Genomic DNA, 16,911 nt, shown 5'->3' with positions numbered 1-16,911 from the left:
CGTCTACGATCGGTCGATGTCGACTCTTCCCCTCACGCGCGGCGTGCTTCTGCTGGCTCAGGGTGACAAGCTCGTCGTCGAGCGGGTCACCGGCTCGGCGGACGACGTCGCCGGGACGCCGTGTTCCCGAGCGACCCGGTTCCAGATCGCGTCGATCAGCAAGCAGATGACCGCGGCGGCCGTGCTGCTTCTCGCCGAACGTGGGACGCTCGACGTCGACGATCCCGTCGACCGCTGGGTGCCGCGCTGCCCGCCGGAGTGGCGCCCGGTCACGCTGCACCACCTGTTGACCCACACGTCCGGCCTGGGCCACTGGTCGGATCACCCGATGATCGATCTGGGCCGGCCCACCGACCCCGACGACCTGCTGGCACAGTTCCGGAGCGTCCCGCCGCTGTTCACCCCCGGATCGCGCTGGCACTACAGCAGCCCGGGCTACGTGCTGCTGGCCCATGCCGTCGAGCGGGCCGCCGGCCGGCCGTACGCCGAATTCCTCGCCAAGGAGATCTTCACGCCGCTCGGTATGACCGGCAGCTTCGCCGGCGCCCCACGGGACCGGGACGGCGTGGCCGTCGGGTACTCCGCCGGGGCGCCGGTTCCGTCCTGGGACCTGGACACCGTGAACATCGGCGCCGGGGACGTGTGGTGCTCCGCCGACGACCTGCTCACCTGGCTCGACGTGCCGCGGCGCGGACGGCTCCTGAAGCCCGCCTCGGTCGCCCGGATGACCACCTCGGTCGCGCCGACCGGGATCGCCGCCAGCGGCTACGGCTACGGCTGTTTCGTGGGGCCGTTGGCGGGGGAACGGGCGGTCTACCACTCTGGGGACAACGCCGGCTTCAAGGCCTTCGCCGCCTGGTTGCCGGAGTCCGACCGGCGGCTGGTGGTGTTGACCAACCAGGACGAGTTCGAGCATGCCCTGGTCGACACGGTGCTCGCCGCCGGCTGACCCGCCGCGGTGGCCGTCGCGTAGCGTCGTGCGCATGAGCAGGAGGAATCGGTGACCCGGATCGTGGCCGGGACGCTCGGCGGCCGCCGGATCGCCGCCCCGCCCGGGGCGGGCACCCGGCCCACCTCGGACCGGGTCCGCGAGGCGCTGTTCAGCGCGGTGCAGGCCGAGGTGGACCTGGCGGGCGCCCGCTTCGCCGACCTCTACGCGGGATCCGGCGCGGTCGGCCTGGAGGCCCTCTCCCGGGGCGCCGCGCACGTGCTGCTGGTGGAGTCCGACCCGCGCGCGGCCCGGGTGATCCGGGAGAACGTCGCGGCGCTGCGCGCCGCCCCGGCCGCCCGGCTGGTCACCGGCAAGGTCGCCACGGTGCTGGCGGCCGGCCCGGAAGGCGATCCGTACGACGTGGTCTTCGCCGACCCGCCCTACGCGGTGTCGGACGCGGAGGTCACCGCGATGCTCGCCGCGCTGGTCGGCGGCGGGTGGCTGGCCGCCGACGCCCTGGTCGTGGTGGAGCGGTCCAGCCGCACCGGGCCGGTCGGGTGGGTGGACGGTGTCACCGGCGAGCGCAGCCGCCGGTACGGCGAAACCACCCTTTGGTACGGTCGCCGATCATGAGACGTGCGGTGTGTCCCGGCTCGTTCGATCCGGTCACCAACGGACACCTCGACATCATCGGCCGGGCGAGCCGCCTGTTCGACGAGGTGATCGTCGGCGTGCTGGTGAACCAGTCGAAGAGCGGCCTGTTCACCGTCGAGGAGCGCATCGACATGCTCCGCGAGGTGACCGCCTCCTACGACAACGTCCGGGTCGAGTCGTTCCGTGGCCTGCTGGTCGACTTCTGCCGCGCGCAGCAGGCGAGCGTGCTGATCAAGGGCCTGCGGGCGGTCAGCGACTTCGACTACGAGCTGCAGATGGCGCAGATGAACATCGGCCTGGCCGGCGTCGAGACGCTGTTCATGCCGACCAACCCGCTCTACTCGTTCCTCTCCTCCAGCCTGGTCAAGGACGTGGCGAAGTGGGGCGGCGACATCTCCGCCCACGTGCCCGACCGGGTCCGGGAGGAGTTGCGGGCCCGCCTCGCGCCGCCGCCCCGCGACTGATCTCCGCCCGCCACCGGGGGGTCGGGCGCGCCGACCCCGACCGCCCGCCGGCCCCCGCCCGCCGCCTGCCCGTACGGAGCCGGCGGGACGGGCGGCGCGACGCGCCGGGCCGGGGTGAGAGGCGCGGTGTGGTCGTGGCGCGACATGATGTGTGGAGCGGGAACCCGGCCGTAGCCCGCATCATGTAGGTCGGCCCGACGAACGACAGGAGTGAGGTACCGGTGGACTCGCTCGATCGCATCGACGAACTGATCGCCATGGTGGAGCAGGCGCGTTCCGTCCCGATGTCGCGCAACAACTGCATGGTCGACCGGGGCGAGTTCATCGCGGCCCTCGACGAGCTGCGCGCCGAGCTCCCCGTGGAGGTGCGCAAGGCCGTCGCGCTGCTCGAGGAGCGGGACAAGATCATGGAGGCCGGCAAGCGGGAGGCCGACCGGATCATCAGCGAGGGTGAGGCGGAACACGCCCGCCTGGTCTCGGTGAACGAGATCACCGTCTCCGCCGAGCACGAGGGCGCCCGGATCATCGCCGAGGCGCGGGCCGAGGCGCAGCGCCTGCGCGAGGAGGTCGACGACTACGTCGACACCGCGCTGGCCAACTTCGAGCAGTTCCTCACCCGGGCGCTCGCCTCGATAGAGCGCGGCCGGGACAAGATGCACGCGCTGCGGGAGATCGGCACCTTCGCTGGGGATGAGGCGGAACGCCCGCTACCCTTCTGAGCGGCACCTCACCAGCCGACAGACGGGGCGGGCGTCGCCCCCGGTTCGACGGTCCGGCGGTCGCCCAGGTAACCTTTTTTGTCGGCCTCTCACCGGCCGGAGTCTGACTATGCCCAAACATTCGCCATCGACACTCGACCCCAGGTCGCCGCTGGTCCTCGACACGAGGGAGCTGCCGCGCCGGCCTGGTGCGTTGCGTACGGTCAAGCGGGTGGCACCGGCACCGGCGGACCTCGGCGTGGAGTTGATCGGCGTGCCGGAGGGCGCGGACCTCGACCTCGACCTGAGGTTGGAGTCGGTGTCCGAGGGCGTGCTCGTCTCGGGGACCGTCACCGGTCCCGTGCGTGGCGAGTGCGGCCGCTGCCTGCGCGAGATCAACGACTCGGTGGCCGTGCGGATCCAGGAGCTGTACGCGTACGAGAACAGCACCACGGACTCCACGACCGACGAGGACGAGGTGGGCCGGATGCAGGGAGACCTGATCGACCTGGAGCCGGCGCTGCGGGACGCGGTGGTGCTCGCGCTGCCGACCAACCCGCTCTGCCGGGAGGACTGCCCAGGCTTGTGCCCCGACTGCGGGGTGCACTGGGACGATCTGCCGGCCGACCACAGTCACCAGCAGATCGACCCGCGATGGGCGGGCCTGTCGCAACTGACCCGTAAAGAGGAGTAGGAACCGTGGCCGTCCCCAAGCGCAAGATGTCGCGCAGCAACACCCGCGCCCGCCGGGCGAACTGGAAGGCTGCCGTGGTCGCGACCGTGGCCTGCCCGCAGTGCAAGTCCGCCAAGCTGCCGCACGCCGCCTGCTCCGTCTGCGGCACCTACAACGGCCGCCAGGTCCTCGAGGTCTGACCTGGACGCCGAGTGACGCCCCCGACCGCAGGTCGGGCGGCGCGCGCACCCTGGCGAACGCCCGGTGCCCCGGCTCCCACCGACGCCGGCCGGACTCACCCGGCCGGCGTCGCGGCGGAGCCGGGCACCGCGCGGATCGCCGTTGACCTCCTCGGCGGGGACGACGCTCCCGACGTCGTGGTTGACGGCGCTCTGCGGGCCGTGCGCGCCGATCCCGACCTACATCTGCTTCTCGTCGGCCCGACCGAGACCGCCGGAAAGGTGGTCCACGCCCTCGACCCGGCGCAGCGCGCCCGGGTCGCCGTCCGGCCGGTCCGCACCGCCGTGAGCATGGCCGACCACCCCGTGGCCGCCCGCTCCGACAGCACCGTCCGCGCCGCCGTGCACGCCGTCCGCGACGGGGCCGCGGACGCTCTCGTCTCCGCCGGCTCGACCGGCGCCACCGTCACCGCCGTCGCCCTCGGCCTCGGCCGCTGGCCGGACGTACGCCGTCCCGCGCTGGTCGCCACCCTGCCGGCCGTCGCCGGCCCGGTGGTCCTGCTCGACGTCGGCGGCTCACTGGAGCCGCGCCCGGCCACCCTCGCCCGGCACGCCGTCCTCGGCGCGGCCTACGCCGCGGTGGCGCACGCCGTCGCGACCCCGCGCGTCGGGCTGCTCTCGGTCGGCACGGAGGCCGGCAAGGGCGACCGTGCCCGCCGGCTCGCCGATCCCGTCCTCGCCGCCGCGTCGCTGCCCTGCGGGGGTCGCTACGTCGGCCTCGTCGAGGGGTACGACGTCTCCCTCGGCGCGCGCGCGGATGTGGTGGTGACCGACGGCTTCACCGGTAACGTGCTGCTCAAGGCGATCGAGGGCGCGTACGCGATGGCCGGCGGGCTCCCGCCCGGCGGTGGCGCCCCCCGGGCGGCCGCCCTGCTCGGGGTGGCCGGCACGGTGGTCGTCTGCCACGGCGCGGCCCGGGCCGAGGACGTCGCCTCCGGCATCGCCCTGGCCGCCCATCTCTGGCGGCGGCGCGCCGCCGACCAGGTCCGCGCGCTGCTCGACGGCGCCGAGGCGGGCCACCGCGAGGAAAGCACCGACCGCACCACCGACACCGAGGTACCCACATCATGAGCAACGACAAGCGGCGGCGGGCGTCCGTCGGTCACCTGGAAGCCGCGTTCGGCGTCAGCCTGGATCCGGAGCTGCTGGAGCGCGCGCTGACCCACCGCTCGTACGCGTACGAGAACGGCGGCCTGCCCACCAACGAGCGGCTGGAGTTCCTCGGCGACTCGGTGCTCGGCGTGGTGATCACCACTGCGCTGTTCCACAACCACCCCGACCTGCCCGAGGGGCAGCTCGCCAAACTGCGGGCCAGCGTGGTCAACATGCGCGCCCTCGCCGACGTGGCGCGCGGCCTCGGCCCGGACGGGCTCGGCGCCTACCTGCTGCTCGGCAAGGGGGAGGAGACCACCGGCGGCCGGGACAAGGCCAGCATCCTCGCCGACACCCTGGAGGCGCTGCTCGGCGCGATCTACCTCCAGTACGGGCTGGACACCGCGGCGGTCGTCATCCACCGGCTGTTCGACCCGCTGATGGCCGAGTCGGCCGGGCGGGGCGCCGCCCTGGACTGGAAGACCAGCCTCCAGGAGTTGACCGCCGCGCTGGGGCTCGGCGTGCCTGAGTACCGCATCGAGGGCACCGGGCCCGACCACCTCAAGACCTTCACCGCCTGGGTGGTCGTCGCCGGCAACCGCTACGGCGGGGCCGACGGGCGGAGCAAGAAGGAGGCCGAGCAGCGGGCCGCCGAGGCGGCCTGGCGCACCCTCACCGAGCAGGCCGAGAAGGAGCGGGCCGAGCGGGAGCGGGCCGAGGCGGCCGGCGAGGCGGCGGGGGCCGAGGTCGAGGCGGGCCTGGGCCGTGCCTGAGCTGCCGGAGGTCGAGACGGTCCGGCAGGGGCTGGCCCGGTGGGTCACCGGCCGGCGGATCGCGTCCGTCGAGGTGCACCACCCCCGCGCGGTGCGCCGGCACGCGCCCGGCGGCGGGCACTTCGCCGACGTGCTGGCCGGCCGGACGGTGCGCGACGTGCGCCGGCGGGGCAAGTACCTCTGGCTGCCGCTGGACAGCGGGGACGCCGTCGTCGGGCACCTGGGCATGTCGGGCCAGCTGCTGGTGCAGCCGGCCGACACGCCCGACGAGACGCACCTGCGGGTCCGGTTCCGGTTCGCCGACGACGGGCCCGAGCTGCGCTTCGTCGACCAGCGCACGTTCGGCGGGCTGGCGGTCTCCGCAGGCGGCGCGGAGCTGCCGGCGGAGATCGCGCACATCGCCCGCGACCCGATGGACCCGGAGTTCTCCGACGCGGCGTTCGTCGCCGCGCTGCGCCGACGGCGTACGGAGGTCAAGCGTGCCCTGCTGGACCAGACGCTGATCTCCGGGGTGGGCAACATCTACGCCGACGAGGCGCTGTGGCGGGCGAGGCTGCACGGCGCCCGCCCCACCGACGCGCTGACCGGCCCGGCCGCGCTGCGGCTGCTGGGCCACGTCCGGGACGTCCTGGCCGAGGCGATCAAGTCCGGCGGCACCAGCTTCGACGCCCTCTACGTCAACGTCAACGGGGAGAGCGGCTACTTCGACCGGTCGCTGAACGTCTACGGCCGGGAGGGCCTGCCGTGCCACCGCTGCGGCGCGCCCGTACGTCGGGAGGCGTTCATGAACCGTTCGTCCTACAGTTGCCCGCGCTGCCAGCCCCGCCCCCGGGGGGCCGTTCGGGGATGACCCCGAGGCGTTTCCGGGTCGCGGTCGGCGCGTCGGCCCCGGCCGGTCGGGGATCGCCCTTCCCCCGCGCCCGTTTCGGCACGGCTCGCCCGGCCGGAGCGCCGTTCAGGCCACGTACAGGTGCCGGGGAAGGGCCGGGGCCGTTCCCTGATGTCCCGGGCCGGTTCCGTCCATAGCGTCAACCCCGTTGACAGGGGGTTGACGTGACAGGGGGACCCGGAATGGGGGCAAGACCGGTGACGGTGCGGCTCGCGCGGTGGAGCGCGGAGCATCCGTGGCGGGCCATCGCGCTGTGGGTGGTGTTCGTGGCGGTGTGCTTCGTCGGGGGGAGCGCCGCGGGGCTCAACGAGGCCACCCAGGGCGACCAGGCCGTCGGCGAGTCGGGCCGGGCGGGGCTGATCGTGGACGCCGGCGACTTCGCCGACCCGGCGGTGGAGAACGTCCTGATCACGGCGCGCGGCGGCACGCTGGACCTCGGGGCGGCGAAGGCCGCCGCCGCCGACGCGGCGGCCGAACTGCGCTCGGTGACCGGGGTCGCCTCGGTCGGGGAGCCGGTGCCGGCTCAGGACGGCTCCGCGCTGCTGGTGCCGATCACGATGTCGGGTGACGCGGAGAGCGCGTCGGACCGGGTGCAGCCGCTGCGGGACGCCACCGCCCGGGTGCAGGAGGAGCACCCGCAGCTGCGCGTCGAGCAGGTCGGCGGCCCGTCGATCAGCAAGGCGCTGGACGACACGCTCGGCGAGGACTTCAAGCGGGCCGAGCTGCTCAGCCTGCCGGTGACGCTGGCCATCCTGATCATCGCGTTCGGGGCGCTGATCGCCGCCGGCGTGCCGGTGCTGCTGGCGCTCTCCTCGGTAGCCGCGGCGTTGGGGCTCTCCACCCTCGCCTCGCATCTGGTGCCGGCGACCGACACGACGGCCAGCGTCATCCTGCTGATCGGCATGGCGGTCGGGGTCGACTACTCGCTGTTCTACGTGCGGCGCGAGCGCGAGGAACGGGCCAAGGGACGCTCCGGCCTCGACGCGGTGGAGATCGCCGCGGAGACCTCCGGTCACGCCGTCGTGGTCTCCGGCTTCGCCGTGATGATCTCGATGGGCGGGCTGCTGCTCGCCAACGACGCCACCTTCTCCTCCCTCGCGGTGGGCTCGATCCTGGTCGTCGCGGTCGCGGTGATCGGCTCGCTGACCGTGCTGCCGGCCCTGCTGGCCAAGCTCGGCCGCTGGGTCGACCGGCCCCGGGTGCCGCTGCTGTGGCGGCTGACCGCCCCGCGTACCGGGCGGCACGGCGAGGCGAAGCCGCGCTTCTGGCCGGCCGTGCTGAAGCCCGCGCTGCGGGCGCCGGTGGTCACCCTGGTGATCTCGGTCGGGCTGCTGCTCGCCCTGGCCACGCCCGCGCTGGGCATGAAGCTCAAGTTCCCCGGCATGGAGGACCTGCCGCGCAGCACGTCCGCCATGCAGGCGTACGACCGGCTGACCACGGCGTTCCCGAGCAACGGCACCAGCCACACCGTCGCTGTCCGGGCGCCGGCCGCCGAGGCGGACCGGGTGAAGGCGGCGCTGACCGGCCTGGCCGACCACGCCGCGGCCGACCCGCTCTTCGCCCCGACCGAGGCCGGCGGCCCGAAGATCAAGGTGTCGGCCGACCAGCGGGTGGCGGTGCTGGAGGTCGCGACGCCGTACGCCAGCCGCACCGACGAGGCCGTCCGCTCACTGGACCGGCTGCGGGACGACCTCGTCCCGGCCGCGCTCGGTGGCGTGCCCGGTGTGGAGTACGCGGTCGGCGGGGGCGTGGCCGCCAGCGAGGACTACGCGGAGCACGTCCGGTCGAAGCTGCCCTTGGTCATCGGCTTCGTGCTGGTGCTGACGTTCCTCGTGATGATGCTGACGTTCCGCTCGGTGGTGATCGCGCTCAGCTCGATCCTGCTCAACCTGCTCTCCGCCGGCGCCGCGTACGGGCTGCTGGTGCTGGTCTTCCAGGGCGACTGGGCCGAGGGCCTGCTCGGCTTCACCTCGATGGGCGCGATCGTCACCTGGCTGCCGCTCTTCCTCTTCGTGGTGCTGTTCGGGCTCTCGATGGACTACCACGTCTTCGTGGTCAGCCGGATCCGCGAGGGCATCCGGGCCGGCATGTCGAACCGGGACGCGGTGGCGTACGGCATCACCTCCTCGGCCGGCGTGGTGACCAGCGCGGCGATCGTGATGGTCGGGGTCTTCTCGATCTTCGCCACGCTGAGCACGATCGACATGAAGCAGCTCGGCATCGGCCTGGCGGCGGCGATCCTGCTGGACGCCACGATCATCCGCGCGGTGGTGCTGCCGGCGCTGATGACCATGCTCGGCGACGCGAACTGGTGGGCCCCGAAGTTCCTGCGGGAGCGCCCCGCGAAGGTCCCCACGGACCCGCCGGCCCCGGCCCCGGAGCTGGTCGGCGCCCGCTGACCCACGCGACGGTGGGGGCCGGACCGCACACCGCGGTCCGGCCCCCACCGCGTCAGAACACCGGGCAGGAGGCCCGCCAGGCGTCCAGCTCCCGGTCCTTGCGGATCGAGGAGAAGCCGTAGCCCACCGTGGTGACGCAGAAGTCCGCGGTCGAGCCGGTGTACTCGGCGTGGAACACCGGCTTGCCGGCCTCGACGAACGGCAGCAGCTTGGCGCACAGGGCCAGCCGCACGCACTCCTCGTTGACGGCGAAGTCGAAGTCCGGCGCCAGGGCGGCCACCTGCGGCACGTCGTTGACCAGCCCGGGGGAGAGGTCCAGGGATCGGGCCAGCTCGGCCAGCCGGCGGTTGAACAGCAACTGGTCGTCGAAGTCGAGCGGGAAGCCGGAGCGGTGGGCGTACCCGTCGGCGTCGGCCAGCGCGACCGCGCCGAAGCCCTTGCCCCGGCAGAGCCGGAACCGGTCCGCCAGCACCGGCCGCAGCGCGTCCCACTGCCGCACGTCGAGCCAGCGGCTCTGGGGACGGCGGGCTGCGGCACCCCGCGCGGTGGCCGGGAAGCGGGTCGCGTCCGGGTCGCTGGGCAGGACCGACCCGACGTGCACCTGGCAGACCAGCCGGCGGTCCCGGGAGCGCAGCTCGGCGGTCTGCGCGGTGGTGGTGGCGACCGGGTCGAGCAGGAAGACGTCGGCGTCGACGGTCGGGTCGAGCACCCCGCTGAGCTGCCACTGCCACCGCCACCGGCCGGCCGACTCCGCGGGCCAGGTGGTCGGGGCGCCGGGCGGGGTGAGCGCCACCCGGCAGCCGCCGACCGTGCTCAGCAGCGCGAGGACGAGGCAGGCGGCCAGGACCCGGCGCGGGCCCCGCCCGACGCCGCGCGTACGCGGCCGGATCCGCATCGGCAAGCTCCCGGGTGCCGGGGCGGCGGAGTGCCGCCCGGAGCGGGTACGCCGATCCGGCGCACCTCACCCGGTCAAACGAGCGCGGACCCGGCCACGACTCGCGTTCAGCGCGGCGCGGCGAAGACCTGCGTCCAGTACGGCCCGTTGCTGTTCGCCACGCCGACGCCGATCTCGGTGAAGGCGCAGTTCAGGATGTTGGCCCGGTGACCGGAGCTGTTCATCCAGGCGTCCATCACCGCGGCCGGCGTCTTCTGGTTCCAGGCGACGTTCTCGCCGTACGTGCGCCAGGCGTAGCCGACCCGGTCCAGCCGGTCGCCGGCGTCGCTGCCGTCGCTGCCGGTGTGCGACATGTTCCGGTGGTCCGCCTGGTCCTGGCTGTGCCGCTGGGCGGCGGTCATCAGCTTGTCGTCGATGCTCAGCGCCCCGCAGCCGGCCTTGGCGCGCTCGGCGTTGACCAGGTTCACCACCTCGCGGGCCTGGGCGCTGACCCCGCTGCTGACGGGCGCCTTCGTGCCGCCGCCGGACGGCGCGGTGCTCCGCTCGGCGGTGCGCCGCGAGGGCGCGGTGGTGCGCGAGGGTGCCGGCGTGGGCCTGGTGGCCTTCGTGGGCGACGGGGTGGCCGTGGCGGTGGTCGGTGCGGCGCTCGGGGTGGGGGTGGTCAGCGCGTCGCCGGGCGTCTCCTCGGTGCCCGGCAGCGCCGGGGCGGCGGCGATGGTGTCGTCGACGGCGGTCGGGTCGGTCTTCGGGCCGTCGCCGCCCAGCGCGACCGCGCCGACGCCGAGGCTCACCACCAGTGTGGCGGCCGCGGCGGCGCCTCCGATCAGCACCGGGCGAGGGAAGCCGCGGCGGCGGCGGTGCCGGCCCTCGCCGGGCGTCGTCCCGGCGGTGCCGTCCTCGTTCGCGGCGAGGTCGATCGGGGCGGTCGGGGCGTCGACCGGCCAGCCGCCGGCCGCCCGCCCGTCGGCCGGAAACACCTCGGCCCCGTACGGCCCGCCGTCCCGCAGATCGGCGTCGGCGTGCCCGCGAACGCCCGGCTCGGCCTGCCAGGTGGCGGTCGGCTCGGCGGGACCGGCCGGCCAGGTCCCGGTCGGCTCGTCCTGCCAGCGCTCGGTGGGCTCGGCCCGCCAGTGCGCGGCGGGCTCGGCGTCTCCGGTCTGCCGGTGCGCGGCGGGCTCCGCGGGCCAGGGTGCGGCGGGCTCGGCGGGCTCCGCCTGCCAGCGCGCGGTCGGCTGGTCGCGGTGCCACTCGTCGGCGGGTCGGTCCGGGTCGTCCCCGAACAGGTAGGCCGACCTCGGCTCCGGACGGTCGGTCAGCCAGGCCGGCTCCTCGCTGTGCGGCTGCTCGGGGCGCCGGCCGGCGCCGTCCGGGTCGTTCGGGTCGGTCCAGCGGTACACGCCTCTGCCTCCAGGGGGTCGGTTGCGGGCGGAGTGACGCTACGTGGCGGCTCTGAGCTGCGGCAACGTGGCTAAGAAAGAGTTAAGGGGAAGCCGGACGGCCGGGTAGGGACTTCCCGGGAACCGGGGCGTAGAGTAAAGGTGTCCGGACAGAGAGTGTCCGCGCCTTGTGGCAGCCCCCCGACAAGTGGACAGGTCGACGTGGAAATGATCTACGGCCTGCGGGAACTTGACGAAGGAGGGGGTATCGGCTCAATATATAGGTGTCGCCAGTCGCGCCCGGTCATGCCCAGAATCGCCTGGAATGACAGCCGCGTACACATTGGGCGCGCGTTGGCCGGCCTTTCCGGCAGCGCATATCAAGGAGTCATCATGGCGAAGGCCCTGTACGGCCACGTAGGTGCAGCGCCCGACCGGCGTCTGCTCGACGAGGTCACCCGACTGCGTGCCACGGTTCGGGCACTGGAGTTCGAGATCACGCGGTTGCGTGCCGAGAACGATCGGCTCGCGGCGGCTGCGACGGAGGCGGACGATCTGCTCCGTCTGGCCGAGCCCGCGCTGACCTGAACTCCGGGGTCGAAAAACTGAATCGCATCACGCAAAAAAGCGCGCCGACACTTCTGTGCCGGCGCGCAGCTCTGTCCGCACCCCTTTTCGCCGGCGCCAATTCGTGATCTTGTGCGGACCGGTTCGGGAACGGCCGGAAAATGGTCACCTCGACGTCGCCGGGCGTACCCCGGCCGGCCCCGCCGGGCGCCCGTCAGGCGGGTCGCGTGCCGGGCTGCCGTCGGCCGCGGGTTAGTCTGCGGGTTAACCCAGGTCCGCGCAGCCGGCGACGGTACGGCGGCCACCGGACGAGGATCGAGAAGGTGCATCTCAAGAGCCTGACGGTGAAGGGCTTCAAGTCCTTCGCCTCCGCGACGACGCTGAAGCTGGAGCCCGGGATCACCTGCGTGGTCGGCCCGAACGGCTCCGGCAAGTCCAACGTCGTCGACGCCATCGCCTGGGTGCTCGGCGAGCAGGGCGCCAAGGCGCTGCGCGGCGGCAAGATGGAGGACGTCATCTTCGCCGGCACCGCCGGTCGCGCCCCGCTGGGCCGGGCCGAGGTGACCCTGACGATCGACAACACCGACGGCGCGCTGCCGATCGAGTACACCGAGGTCTCCATCACCCGTCGGATGTTCCGCTCCGGCGAGAGCGAGTACGAGATCAACGGCGACTCCTGCCGGCTGCTCGACATCCAGGAGCTGCTGTCGGACTCCGGCATCGGCCGGGAGATGCACATCATCGTCGGGCAGGGACGGCTCGACGGCATGCTGCACGCCAAGCCGGAGGACCGGCGGGCGTTCATCGAGGAGGCGGCCGGCGTCCTCAAGCACCGCAAGCGCAAGGAGAAGGCGCTGCGGAAGCTCGACGCGATGCAGACCAACCTCAACCGGCTCACCGACCTCACCGCCGAGCTGCGCCGCCAGCTCAAGCCGCTGGGCCGGCAGGCCGAGGTGGCCCGCCGCGCCGCCGCCATCCAGGCGAACCTGCGCGACGCCCGGCTGCGGTTGCTCGCCGACGACCTGGCCACCCTGCGTGCCACCCTGGACCGGGAGATCGCCGACGAGACCGCGGTGCGCGAGCGGCGCGAGCAGGTCGAGGCCGAGCACACCGAGGTGCAGGCCCGGCTCGCCGAGCTGGAGGCGGTCCTCGCCGAGGACGCGCCGCTGCTCGCCGCCGCGCAGGACACCTGGTACAAGCTCTCCGCCCTCTCCGAGCGGTTCCGCTCCATCGAGCAGCTCGCCCGGGAGCGGCTGCGGCACCTCAGCGCCACCCCCGACGACGAGCGCCCCGGCCGCGACCCGAACCAGTTGGAGGCCGAGGCCGAGCGGGTCCGCGAGCAGGAGGAGGAGCTGCGCGCCGCGCTCACCGACGACCAGATCCGGCTCGCCGAGGCGGTGGAGCACCGCCAGGAGCTGGAACGGCAGCTCGCCGCCGCCGAACGCGAGCTGGTCGCCGCCGCCAAGGCGATCGCCGACCGGCGGGAGGGGCTGGCCCGGCTGACCGGCCAGGTCAACTCCGCCCGGGCGCGGACCACCAGCGCGGGCGAGGAGATCGAACGGCTCGCCGCCGCGCACGCCGACGCCCTGGCCCGGGCCGAGCAGGCGCAGGCCGAACTCGACGCGGTGGCCGAGCAGTCCACCGAGGCGGACCGGGACAACGCCGACCTCGACGCCCGGCACGCCGAGGCCGCCGCCGCCCTGGAGCGGGCGCAGGCCACCGTGCGGTCGCTGACCGACGCCGAGCGATCGGCGGAGAAGGACGCCGCCACCTGGAAGGCCCGGGAGGAGGCGCTCGCCCTGGGCCTGCGCCGCAAGGACGGGGCGGGCGCGCTGCTGGCCCGCGCCGACGAGGTCCCGGGCCTGCTGGGCAGCCTGGCCGGGCTGCTCACCGTCGCCCCCGGGCAGGAGGCCGCGCTCGCCGCCGCGCTCGGCGGGCTCGCCGACGCGGTCGCGGTCAGCGGCGTCGACGAGGCCGTCGAGGCGATGCGGCTGCTGAAGATCTCCGACGCCGGCCGGGCGGGCCTGCTGGTGGGCAGCCCCGCCGGCCCGGGCATGGACGCCCACCCCGACGCGCTGCGGCCGAAGCTGCCCGACGGCGCCCGCTGGGCGCCCGACCTGGTGGAGTGCTCCCCGCAGCTCCGGCCGGCGGTGCACCGGGCGCTGCGCGACGTGGTGCTGGTCGACGACCTCGCCGCCGCGACCGAGGTGGTCGCCGGCAATCCCGAGCTGCGCGCCGTCACCCCGGACGGCGACGTGGTGGGCGCGTACGCGGCGGCCGGCGGGTCGGCCAAGGCGCCCAGCTTCATCGAGGTGCAGGCGGCGGTCGAGGAGGCCCGGTCGAACCGGCTCGCGGCCGAGCGGACCGGCGCGGAGCTGCGCGAACAGCTCGTCGACGCCCGCGCCGAGGTGGCCGCCGCCAAGGAGACGGTGCAGCACGCCGCCGCCGCCAAGCGGGAGGCGGAGAGCCACCGCAACGCCGCCGCCCGGCGGCTGGCCGAGCTGGGCGCGGCCGCCCGCTCCGCGAAGGCCGAGACCGACCGGCTCGGCGAGTCCCGGGCGCGCGCCGAGGCGGCCCGGGAGCGTGACCTGCTCACGCTGGCCGAGCTGGAGGAACGGCTGCGGCTGGCCGAGGAGACCCCGGTCGACGCGGAACCCTCCACCGAGGAACGCGACCAGCTCGCCGCGATGGTGCCGCAGGCGCGGCAGAACGAGATGGAGGTCCGGCTGGCGGTGCGTACCGCCGAGGAGCGGGTCTCCTCGATCGCCGGCCGCGCCGACTCGCTGCGCCGGCAGGCCACCGCCGAGCGGGCGGCGCGGGAACGCGCCGCGGCGCGGCGGGCGGCGCGGACCCGCGGCGCGGGGATCGCCCGGGCGGTGGCGGGCGGCGCCCGCGAGGCCCTCAGCCGGCTGACCACCTCCATCGCCGCCGCCGAGGAGCACCGCGACGCCGTGGCGCGCGAGCGCGCCTCCCGCGAGGCCGAGCTGCAGGAGGTACGCGGCGCGGCCAAGCGGCTCGGCGCGGAGCTGGAGCGGCTGACCAGCCAGGTGCACCGGGACGAGGTGGCCCGCGCCGAGCAGCGGCTGCGCATCGAGCAGTTGGAGGCGAAGGCCGCGGAGGACTTCGGGCTGGACGTGGAGACCCTGGTCGCCGAGTACGGCCCGCAGCAGCCCGTCCCGCCCACCCAGGCGGACGTGGCGGCGGCCGAGCGGGACGGCCTGCCGGTGCCCGAGCCGGTGCGCTACGAGCGGCCGGTGCAGGAGAAGCGGGCCGCCAAGGCGGAACGGGAACTGAGCCTGCTCGGCAAGGTCAACCCGCTCGCGCTGGAGGAGTTCGCCGCGCTGGAGGAGCGCTACAAGTTCCTCTCCGAGCAGTTGGAGGACCTCAAGGCCACCCGCCGCGACCTGCTCACCGTGGTCAAGGACGTCGACGACCGGATCCTGGAGGTCTTCGCCAGCGCGTTCGAGGACACGGCCCGGGAGTTCCAGCAGGTCTTCACCGTGCTCTTCCCCGGCGGCGAGGGCCGGCTCGTGCTCACCGACCCGGAGGACCTGCTCACCACCGGCGTCGAGGTGGAGGCCCGCCCGCCGGGCAAGAAGATCAAGCGGCTGTCGCTGCTCTCCGGCGGCGAGCGGTCGCTCACCGCGGTGGCGATGCTGGTGGCGATCTTCCGCGCCCGGCCCAGCCCGTTCTACATCATGGACGAGGTGGAGGCGGCGCTCGACGACGTCAACCTGGGCCGGCTGATCACGCTGCTGGCCCAGTTGCGGGAGAAGAGCCAACTCATCGTCATCACGCACCAGAAGCGGACGATGGAGGTCGCCGACGCCCTGTACGGCGTGACCATGCGCAACGGGGTGACCCAGGTGATCAGCCAACGGCTCAACCGGGCCGACGGGGACGACGAGCGGCGCGGCCGCGGCGAGGAGAACGAGTAGTGGGTCGGGAACGCGCCACGGCGCTCCTGGTGGACTTCGACGGCGTCCTGCGACGCTGGGACCCGGCGGTGGCCGCCGGCGTGGAGCGGGAGTACGGCCTGTCCGAGGGCGTGCTCACCGAGATCGCCATGCAGTGGGGGCGGCTCCAGCCGGTGCTCACCGGCCAGGTCAGCCACGCCGACTGGATGGCCAGCGTGGCCGACGCGCTGGCCGGGCCGGCCGGTGGGCCGGAGCGCGCCCGGGCCGCGGTCGAGCAGTGGCAGCGCTACCGGGGCGAGGTGGACACCGAGGTGCTCGACTTCGTCCGCGAGGTACGCGCCGGCGGCCTCCCGGTCGGCCTCGCCACCAACGCCACCGACCTGCTCGACGAGGACCTGGCCGCGCTCGGCCTGGTCGGCGAGGTCGACGTGGTGGTCAGCTCGTACCGGCTCGGGGTGAACAAGCCGGCCAAGGAGTACTTCCAGGCCGCCTGCCAGGCGGTGGCCACCCCGCCGGACCGGGTGCTCTTCGTCGACGACGAGGACTGGTCGGTGCGCGGCGCCCGGGCCGCCGGGCTGTCGGCGTTCCGCTGGACCGGCCGCTCCGAGGACCTGCGCTACCTGCGGGCGGCGCTGGCGTACTGAGGCGCTGCCCCGGCTGGTCCGCTCGGCCGTGGCGCGGGGCCGCCGGGCCGACGGCGCGGGGCTCCCGGTGCCGTCGAGCGGCACCGGGGAGCCTTGGCGCGGCGCGCCCCCGGGTGGTCAGTCGCCGGTGACGCCGTCGATGCGTTCGCGGATCAGGTCGGCGTGGCCGTTGTGCCGGGCGTACTCCTCGATCATGTGCACGTAGACCCAGCGCAGGTTGAACGTCCGGCGCTTCGGGCCGACCTCGGTGAAGGTGTCGTCGAGCGAGCGGCCCGCCGCGGCGGCCCGGGCCAGCTCCACCTCCCGGTGGAAGGTGGCGAAGTCGGCCTCGGCGTCGGCGGCGCTGACGTCGTGGTCGGCGTCCGGGTTGTCGGGGGTGTAGTAGGGGTAGTCGACGCGCTCGCCGGCGAAGTTCTCCCGGAACCACCAGGCCTCCACCTCGGCCAGGTGCCGGACCAGCCCGAGCAGGGTCAGCCCGGAGGGCTCGACGCTCGGCGTCCGCAACTGCTCGGCGGTCAGCCCGGCGCACTTGAGCAGCAGCGTCTGCCGGTGGTAGTCCAGCCAGCCTTCCAGGATGGTGCGTTCGTCGCCGACGTACGGCTCGGGGGTCCGGGCGATCTCCGGTGCTCTCCAGGTCATGCCGGCCATCCTCGCCGGCACGGCCGACAAGCCGCGACCGCATATCCGCCGCACCGCGACC

The 16,911-nt window shown here is 74.3% G+C and carries 16 protein-coding genes; 13 read left to right on the top strand and 3 right to left on the bottom strand.

Features of this window, described 5'->3' with window-relative positions:
• The first annotated feature begins 16 nt into the window (after window positions 1–16).
• The 10 genes from ACFY23_RS17665 to ACFY23_RS17620 all read left to right on the top strand — a co-directional run bounded on the left by ACFY23_RS17665 (window position 17) and on the right by ACFY23_RS17620 (window position 8,812).
• Window positions 17–949, top strand: coding sequence for a serine hydrolase domain-containing protein (locus ACFY23_RS17665; RefSeq protein WP_350680453.1), 933 nt, complete (start codon window positions 17–19; stop codon window positions 947–949).
• A gap of 51 nt (window positions 950–1,000) precedes the next feature.
• Entirely contained in the window at window positions 1,001–1,564 is a 564-nt protein-coding gene (gene rsmD / locus ACFY23_RS17660; protein ID WP_350680451.1) for a 16S rRNA (guanine(966)-N(2))-methyltransferase RsmD, read from the top strand.
• Complete coding sequence (gene coaD / locus ACFY23_RS17655; RefSeq protein ID WP_350680449.1) at window positions 1,561–2,049, top strand: pantetheine-phosphate adenylyltransferase; 489 nt, start codon at window positions 1,561–1,563, stop codon at window positions 2,047–2,049. Before rsmD ends, coaD begins: the two co-directional genes overlap by 4 nt.
• 221 nt (window positions 2,050–2,270) lie before the next feature.
• A complete protein-coding gene (locus ACFY23_RS17650; protein ID WP_350680447.1) occupies window positions 2,271–2,768 on the top strand; it encodes a hypothetical protein in 498 nt (165 codons plus the stop codon).
• A 109-nt stretch (window positions 2,769–2,877) separates the two neighbouring features.
• The gene (locus ACFY23_RS17645) at window positions 2,878–3,441 is read left to right on the top strand and encodes a YceD family protein (protein WP_350680445.1); all 564 of its coding nucleotides are present in this window, start codon (window positions 2,878–2,880) and stop codon (window positions 3,439–3,441) included.
• A 5-nt stretch (window positions 3,442–3,446) separates the two neighbouring features.
• Window positions 3,447–3,620, top strand: a complete 174-nt coding sequence (gene rpmF / locus ACFY23_RS17640; protein WP_091096818.1) for a 50S ribosomal protein L32 — start codon at window positions 3,447–3,449, stop codon at window positions 3,618–3,620.
• A gap of 135 nt (window positions 3,621–3,755) precedes the next feature.
• The gene (locus ACFY23_RS17635) at window positions 3,756–4,730 is read left to right on the top strand and encodes a phosphate acyltransferase PlsX (protein WP_350680461.1); all 975 of its coding nucleotides are present in this window, start codon (window positions 3,756–3,758) and stop codon (window positions 4,728–4,730) included.
• On the top strand, window positions 4,727–5,524 hold the full coding sequence (rnc, locus tag ACFY23_RS17630) for a ribonuclease III (protein ID WP_350680443.1): 798 nt from the start codon (window positions 4,727–4,729) through the stop codon (window positions 5,522–5,524). The genes ACFY23_RS17635 and rnc overlap by 4 nt, the downstream gene beginning before the upstream one ends.
• Entirely contained in the window at window positions 5,517–6,374 is an 858-nt protein-coding gene (gene mutM, locus ACFY23_RS17625) for a bifunctional DNA-formamidopyrimidine glycosylase/DNA-(apurinic or apyrimidinic site) lyase (protein WP_350680441.1), read from the top strand. The genes rnc and mutM overlap by 8 nt, the downstream gene beginning before the upstream one ends.
• A 221-nt stretch (window positions 6,375–6,595) precedes the next feature.
• Complete coding sequence (locus tag ACFY23_RS17620; protein ID WP_350680439.1) at window positions 6,596–8,812, top strand: MMPL family transporter; 2,217 nt, start codon at window positions 6,596–6,598, stop codon at window positions 8,810–8,812.
• A gap of 52 nt (window positions 8,813–8,864) precedes the next feature.
• Here the strand turns inward: ACFY23_RS17620 and ACFY23_RS17615 are convergent, their stop codons facing one another.
• Both ACFY23_RS17615 and ACFY23_RS17610 read right to left on the bottom strand, forming a co-directional pair.
• A complete protein-coding gene (locus ACFY23_RS17615) occupies window positions 8,865–9,707 on the bottom strand; it encodes an endo alpha-1,4 polygalactosaminidase (RefSeq protein ID WP_350680437.1) in 843 nt (280 codons plus the stop codon).
• 107 nt (window positions 9,708–9,814) lie between these two features.
• Complete coding sequence (locus ACFY23_RS17610) at window positions 9,815–11,104, bottom strand: CAP domain-containing protein (protein WP_350680435.1); 1,290 nt, start codon at window positions 11,102–11,104, stop codon at window positions 9,815–9,817.
• A 372-nt stretch (window positions 11,105–11,476) separates the two neighbouring features.
• On the opposite strand from ACFY23_RS17610, the gene ACFY23_RS17605 reads away from it, so the two are divergent.
• From ACFY23_RS17605 to ACFY23_RS17595, 3 genes are all read left to right on the top strand, one after another.
• Complete coding sequence (locus ACFY23_RS17605) at window positions 11,477–11,671, top strand: hypothetical protein (protein ID WP_350680433.1); 195 nt, start codon at window positions 11,477–11,479, stop codon at window positions 11,669–11,671.
• Between the two features lie 302 nt (window positions 11,672–11,973).
• The gene (gene smc / locus ACFY23_RS17600; protein WP_350680431.1) at window positions 11,974–15,588 is read left to right on the top strand and encodes a chromosome segregation protein SMC; all 3,615 of its coding nucleotides are present in this window, start codon (window positions 11,974–11,976) and stop codon (window positions 15,586–15,588) included.
• Window positions 15,588–16,211: an HAD-IA family hydrolase gene (locus ACFY23_RS17595; RefSeq protein WP_350680429.1), complete on the top strand. Its 624-nt coding sequence runs from the start codon at window positions 15,588–15,590 to the stop codon at window positions 16,209–16,211. Before smc ends, ACFY23_RS17595 begins: the two co-directional genes overlap by 1 nt.
• Window positions 16,212–16,328: 117 nt before the next feature.
• On the opposite strand, the gene ACFY23_RS17590 is transcribed toward ACFY23_RS17595, so the two are convergent.
• Window positions 16,329–16,850, bottom strand: a complete 522-nt coding sequence (locus tag ACFY23_RS17590) for a DinB family protein (protein ID WP_350680427.1) — start codon at window positions 16,848–16,850, stop codon at window positions 16,329–16,331.
• Window positions 16,851–16,911 lie beyond the last annotated feature (61 nt).

It is taken from the genome of Micromonospora sp. NPDC000121 (assembly GCF_042899165.1).
Classification (GTDB): Bacteria; Actinomycetota; Actinomycetes; order Mycobacteriales; family Micromonosporaceae; genus Micromonospora.
The sequence above is the reverse complement of the archived record's forward strand: the minus strand, read 5'-3'. Positions and strand labels throughout refer to the sequence as shown.

Bases quoted from the DNA above. Each gene is read 5' to 3' on its own strand.
- coaD (WP_350680449.1), top strand. From the start codon at position 1,561: ATGAGACGTGCGGTGTGTCCCGGCTCGTTCGATCCGGTCACCAACGGA.
- ACFY23_RS17620 (WP_350680439.1), top strand. From the start codon at position 6,596: ATGGGGGCAAGACCGGTGACGGTGCGGCTCGCGCGGTGGAGCGCGGAG.
- ACFY23_RS17605 (WP_350680433.1), top strand. From the start codon at position 11,477: ATGGCGAAGGCCCTGTACGGCCACGTAGGTGCAGCGCCCGACCGGCGT.
- ACFY23_RS17665 (WP_350680453.1), top strand. From the start codon at position 17: ATGTCGACTCTTCCCCTCACGCGCGGCGTGCTTCTGCTGGCTCAGGGT.
- ACFY23_RS17590 (WP_350680427.1), bottom strand. From the start codon at position 16,850: ATGACCTGGAGAGCACCGGAGATCGCCCGGACCCCCGAGCCGTACGTC.
- rnc (WP_350680443.1), top strand. From the start codon at position 4,727: ATGAGCAACGACAAGCGGCGGCGGGCGTCCGTCGGTCACCTGGAAGCC.
- ACFY23_RS17645 (WP_350680445.1), top strand. From the start codon at position 2,878: ATGCCCAAACATTCGCCATCGACACTCGACCCCAGGTCGCCGCTGGTC.
- ACFY23_RS17615 (WP_350680437.1), bottom strand. From the start codon at position 9,707: ATGCGGATCCGGCCGCGTACGCGCGGCGTCGGGCGGGGCCCGCGCCGG.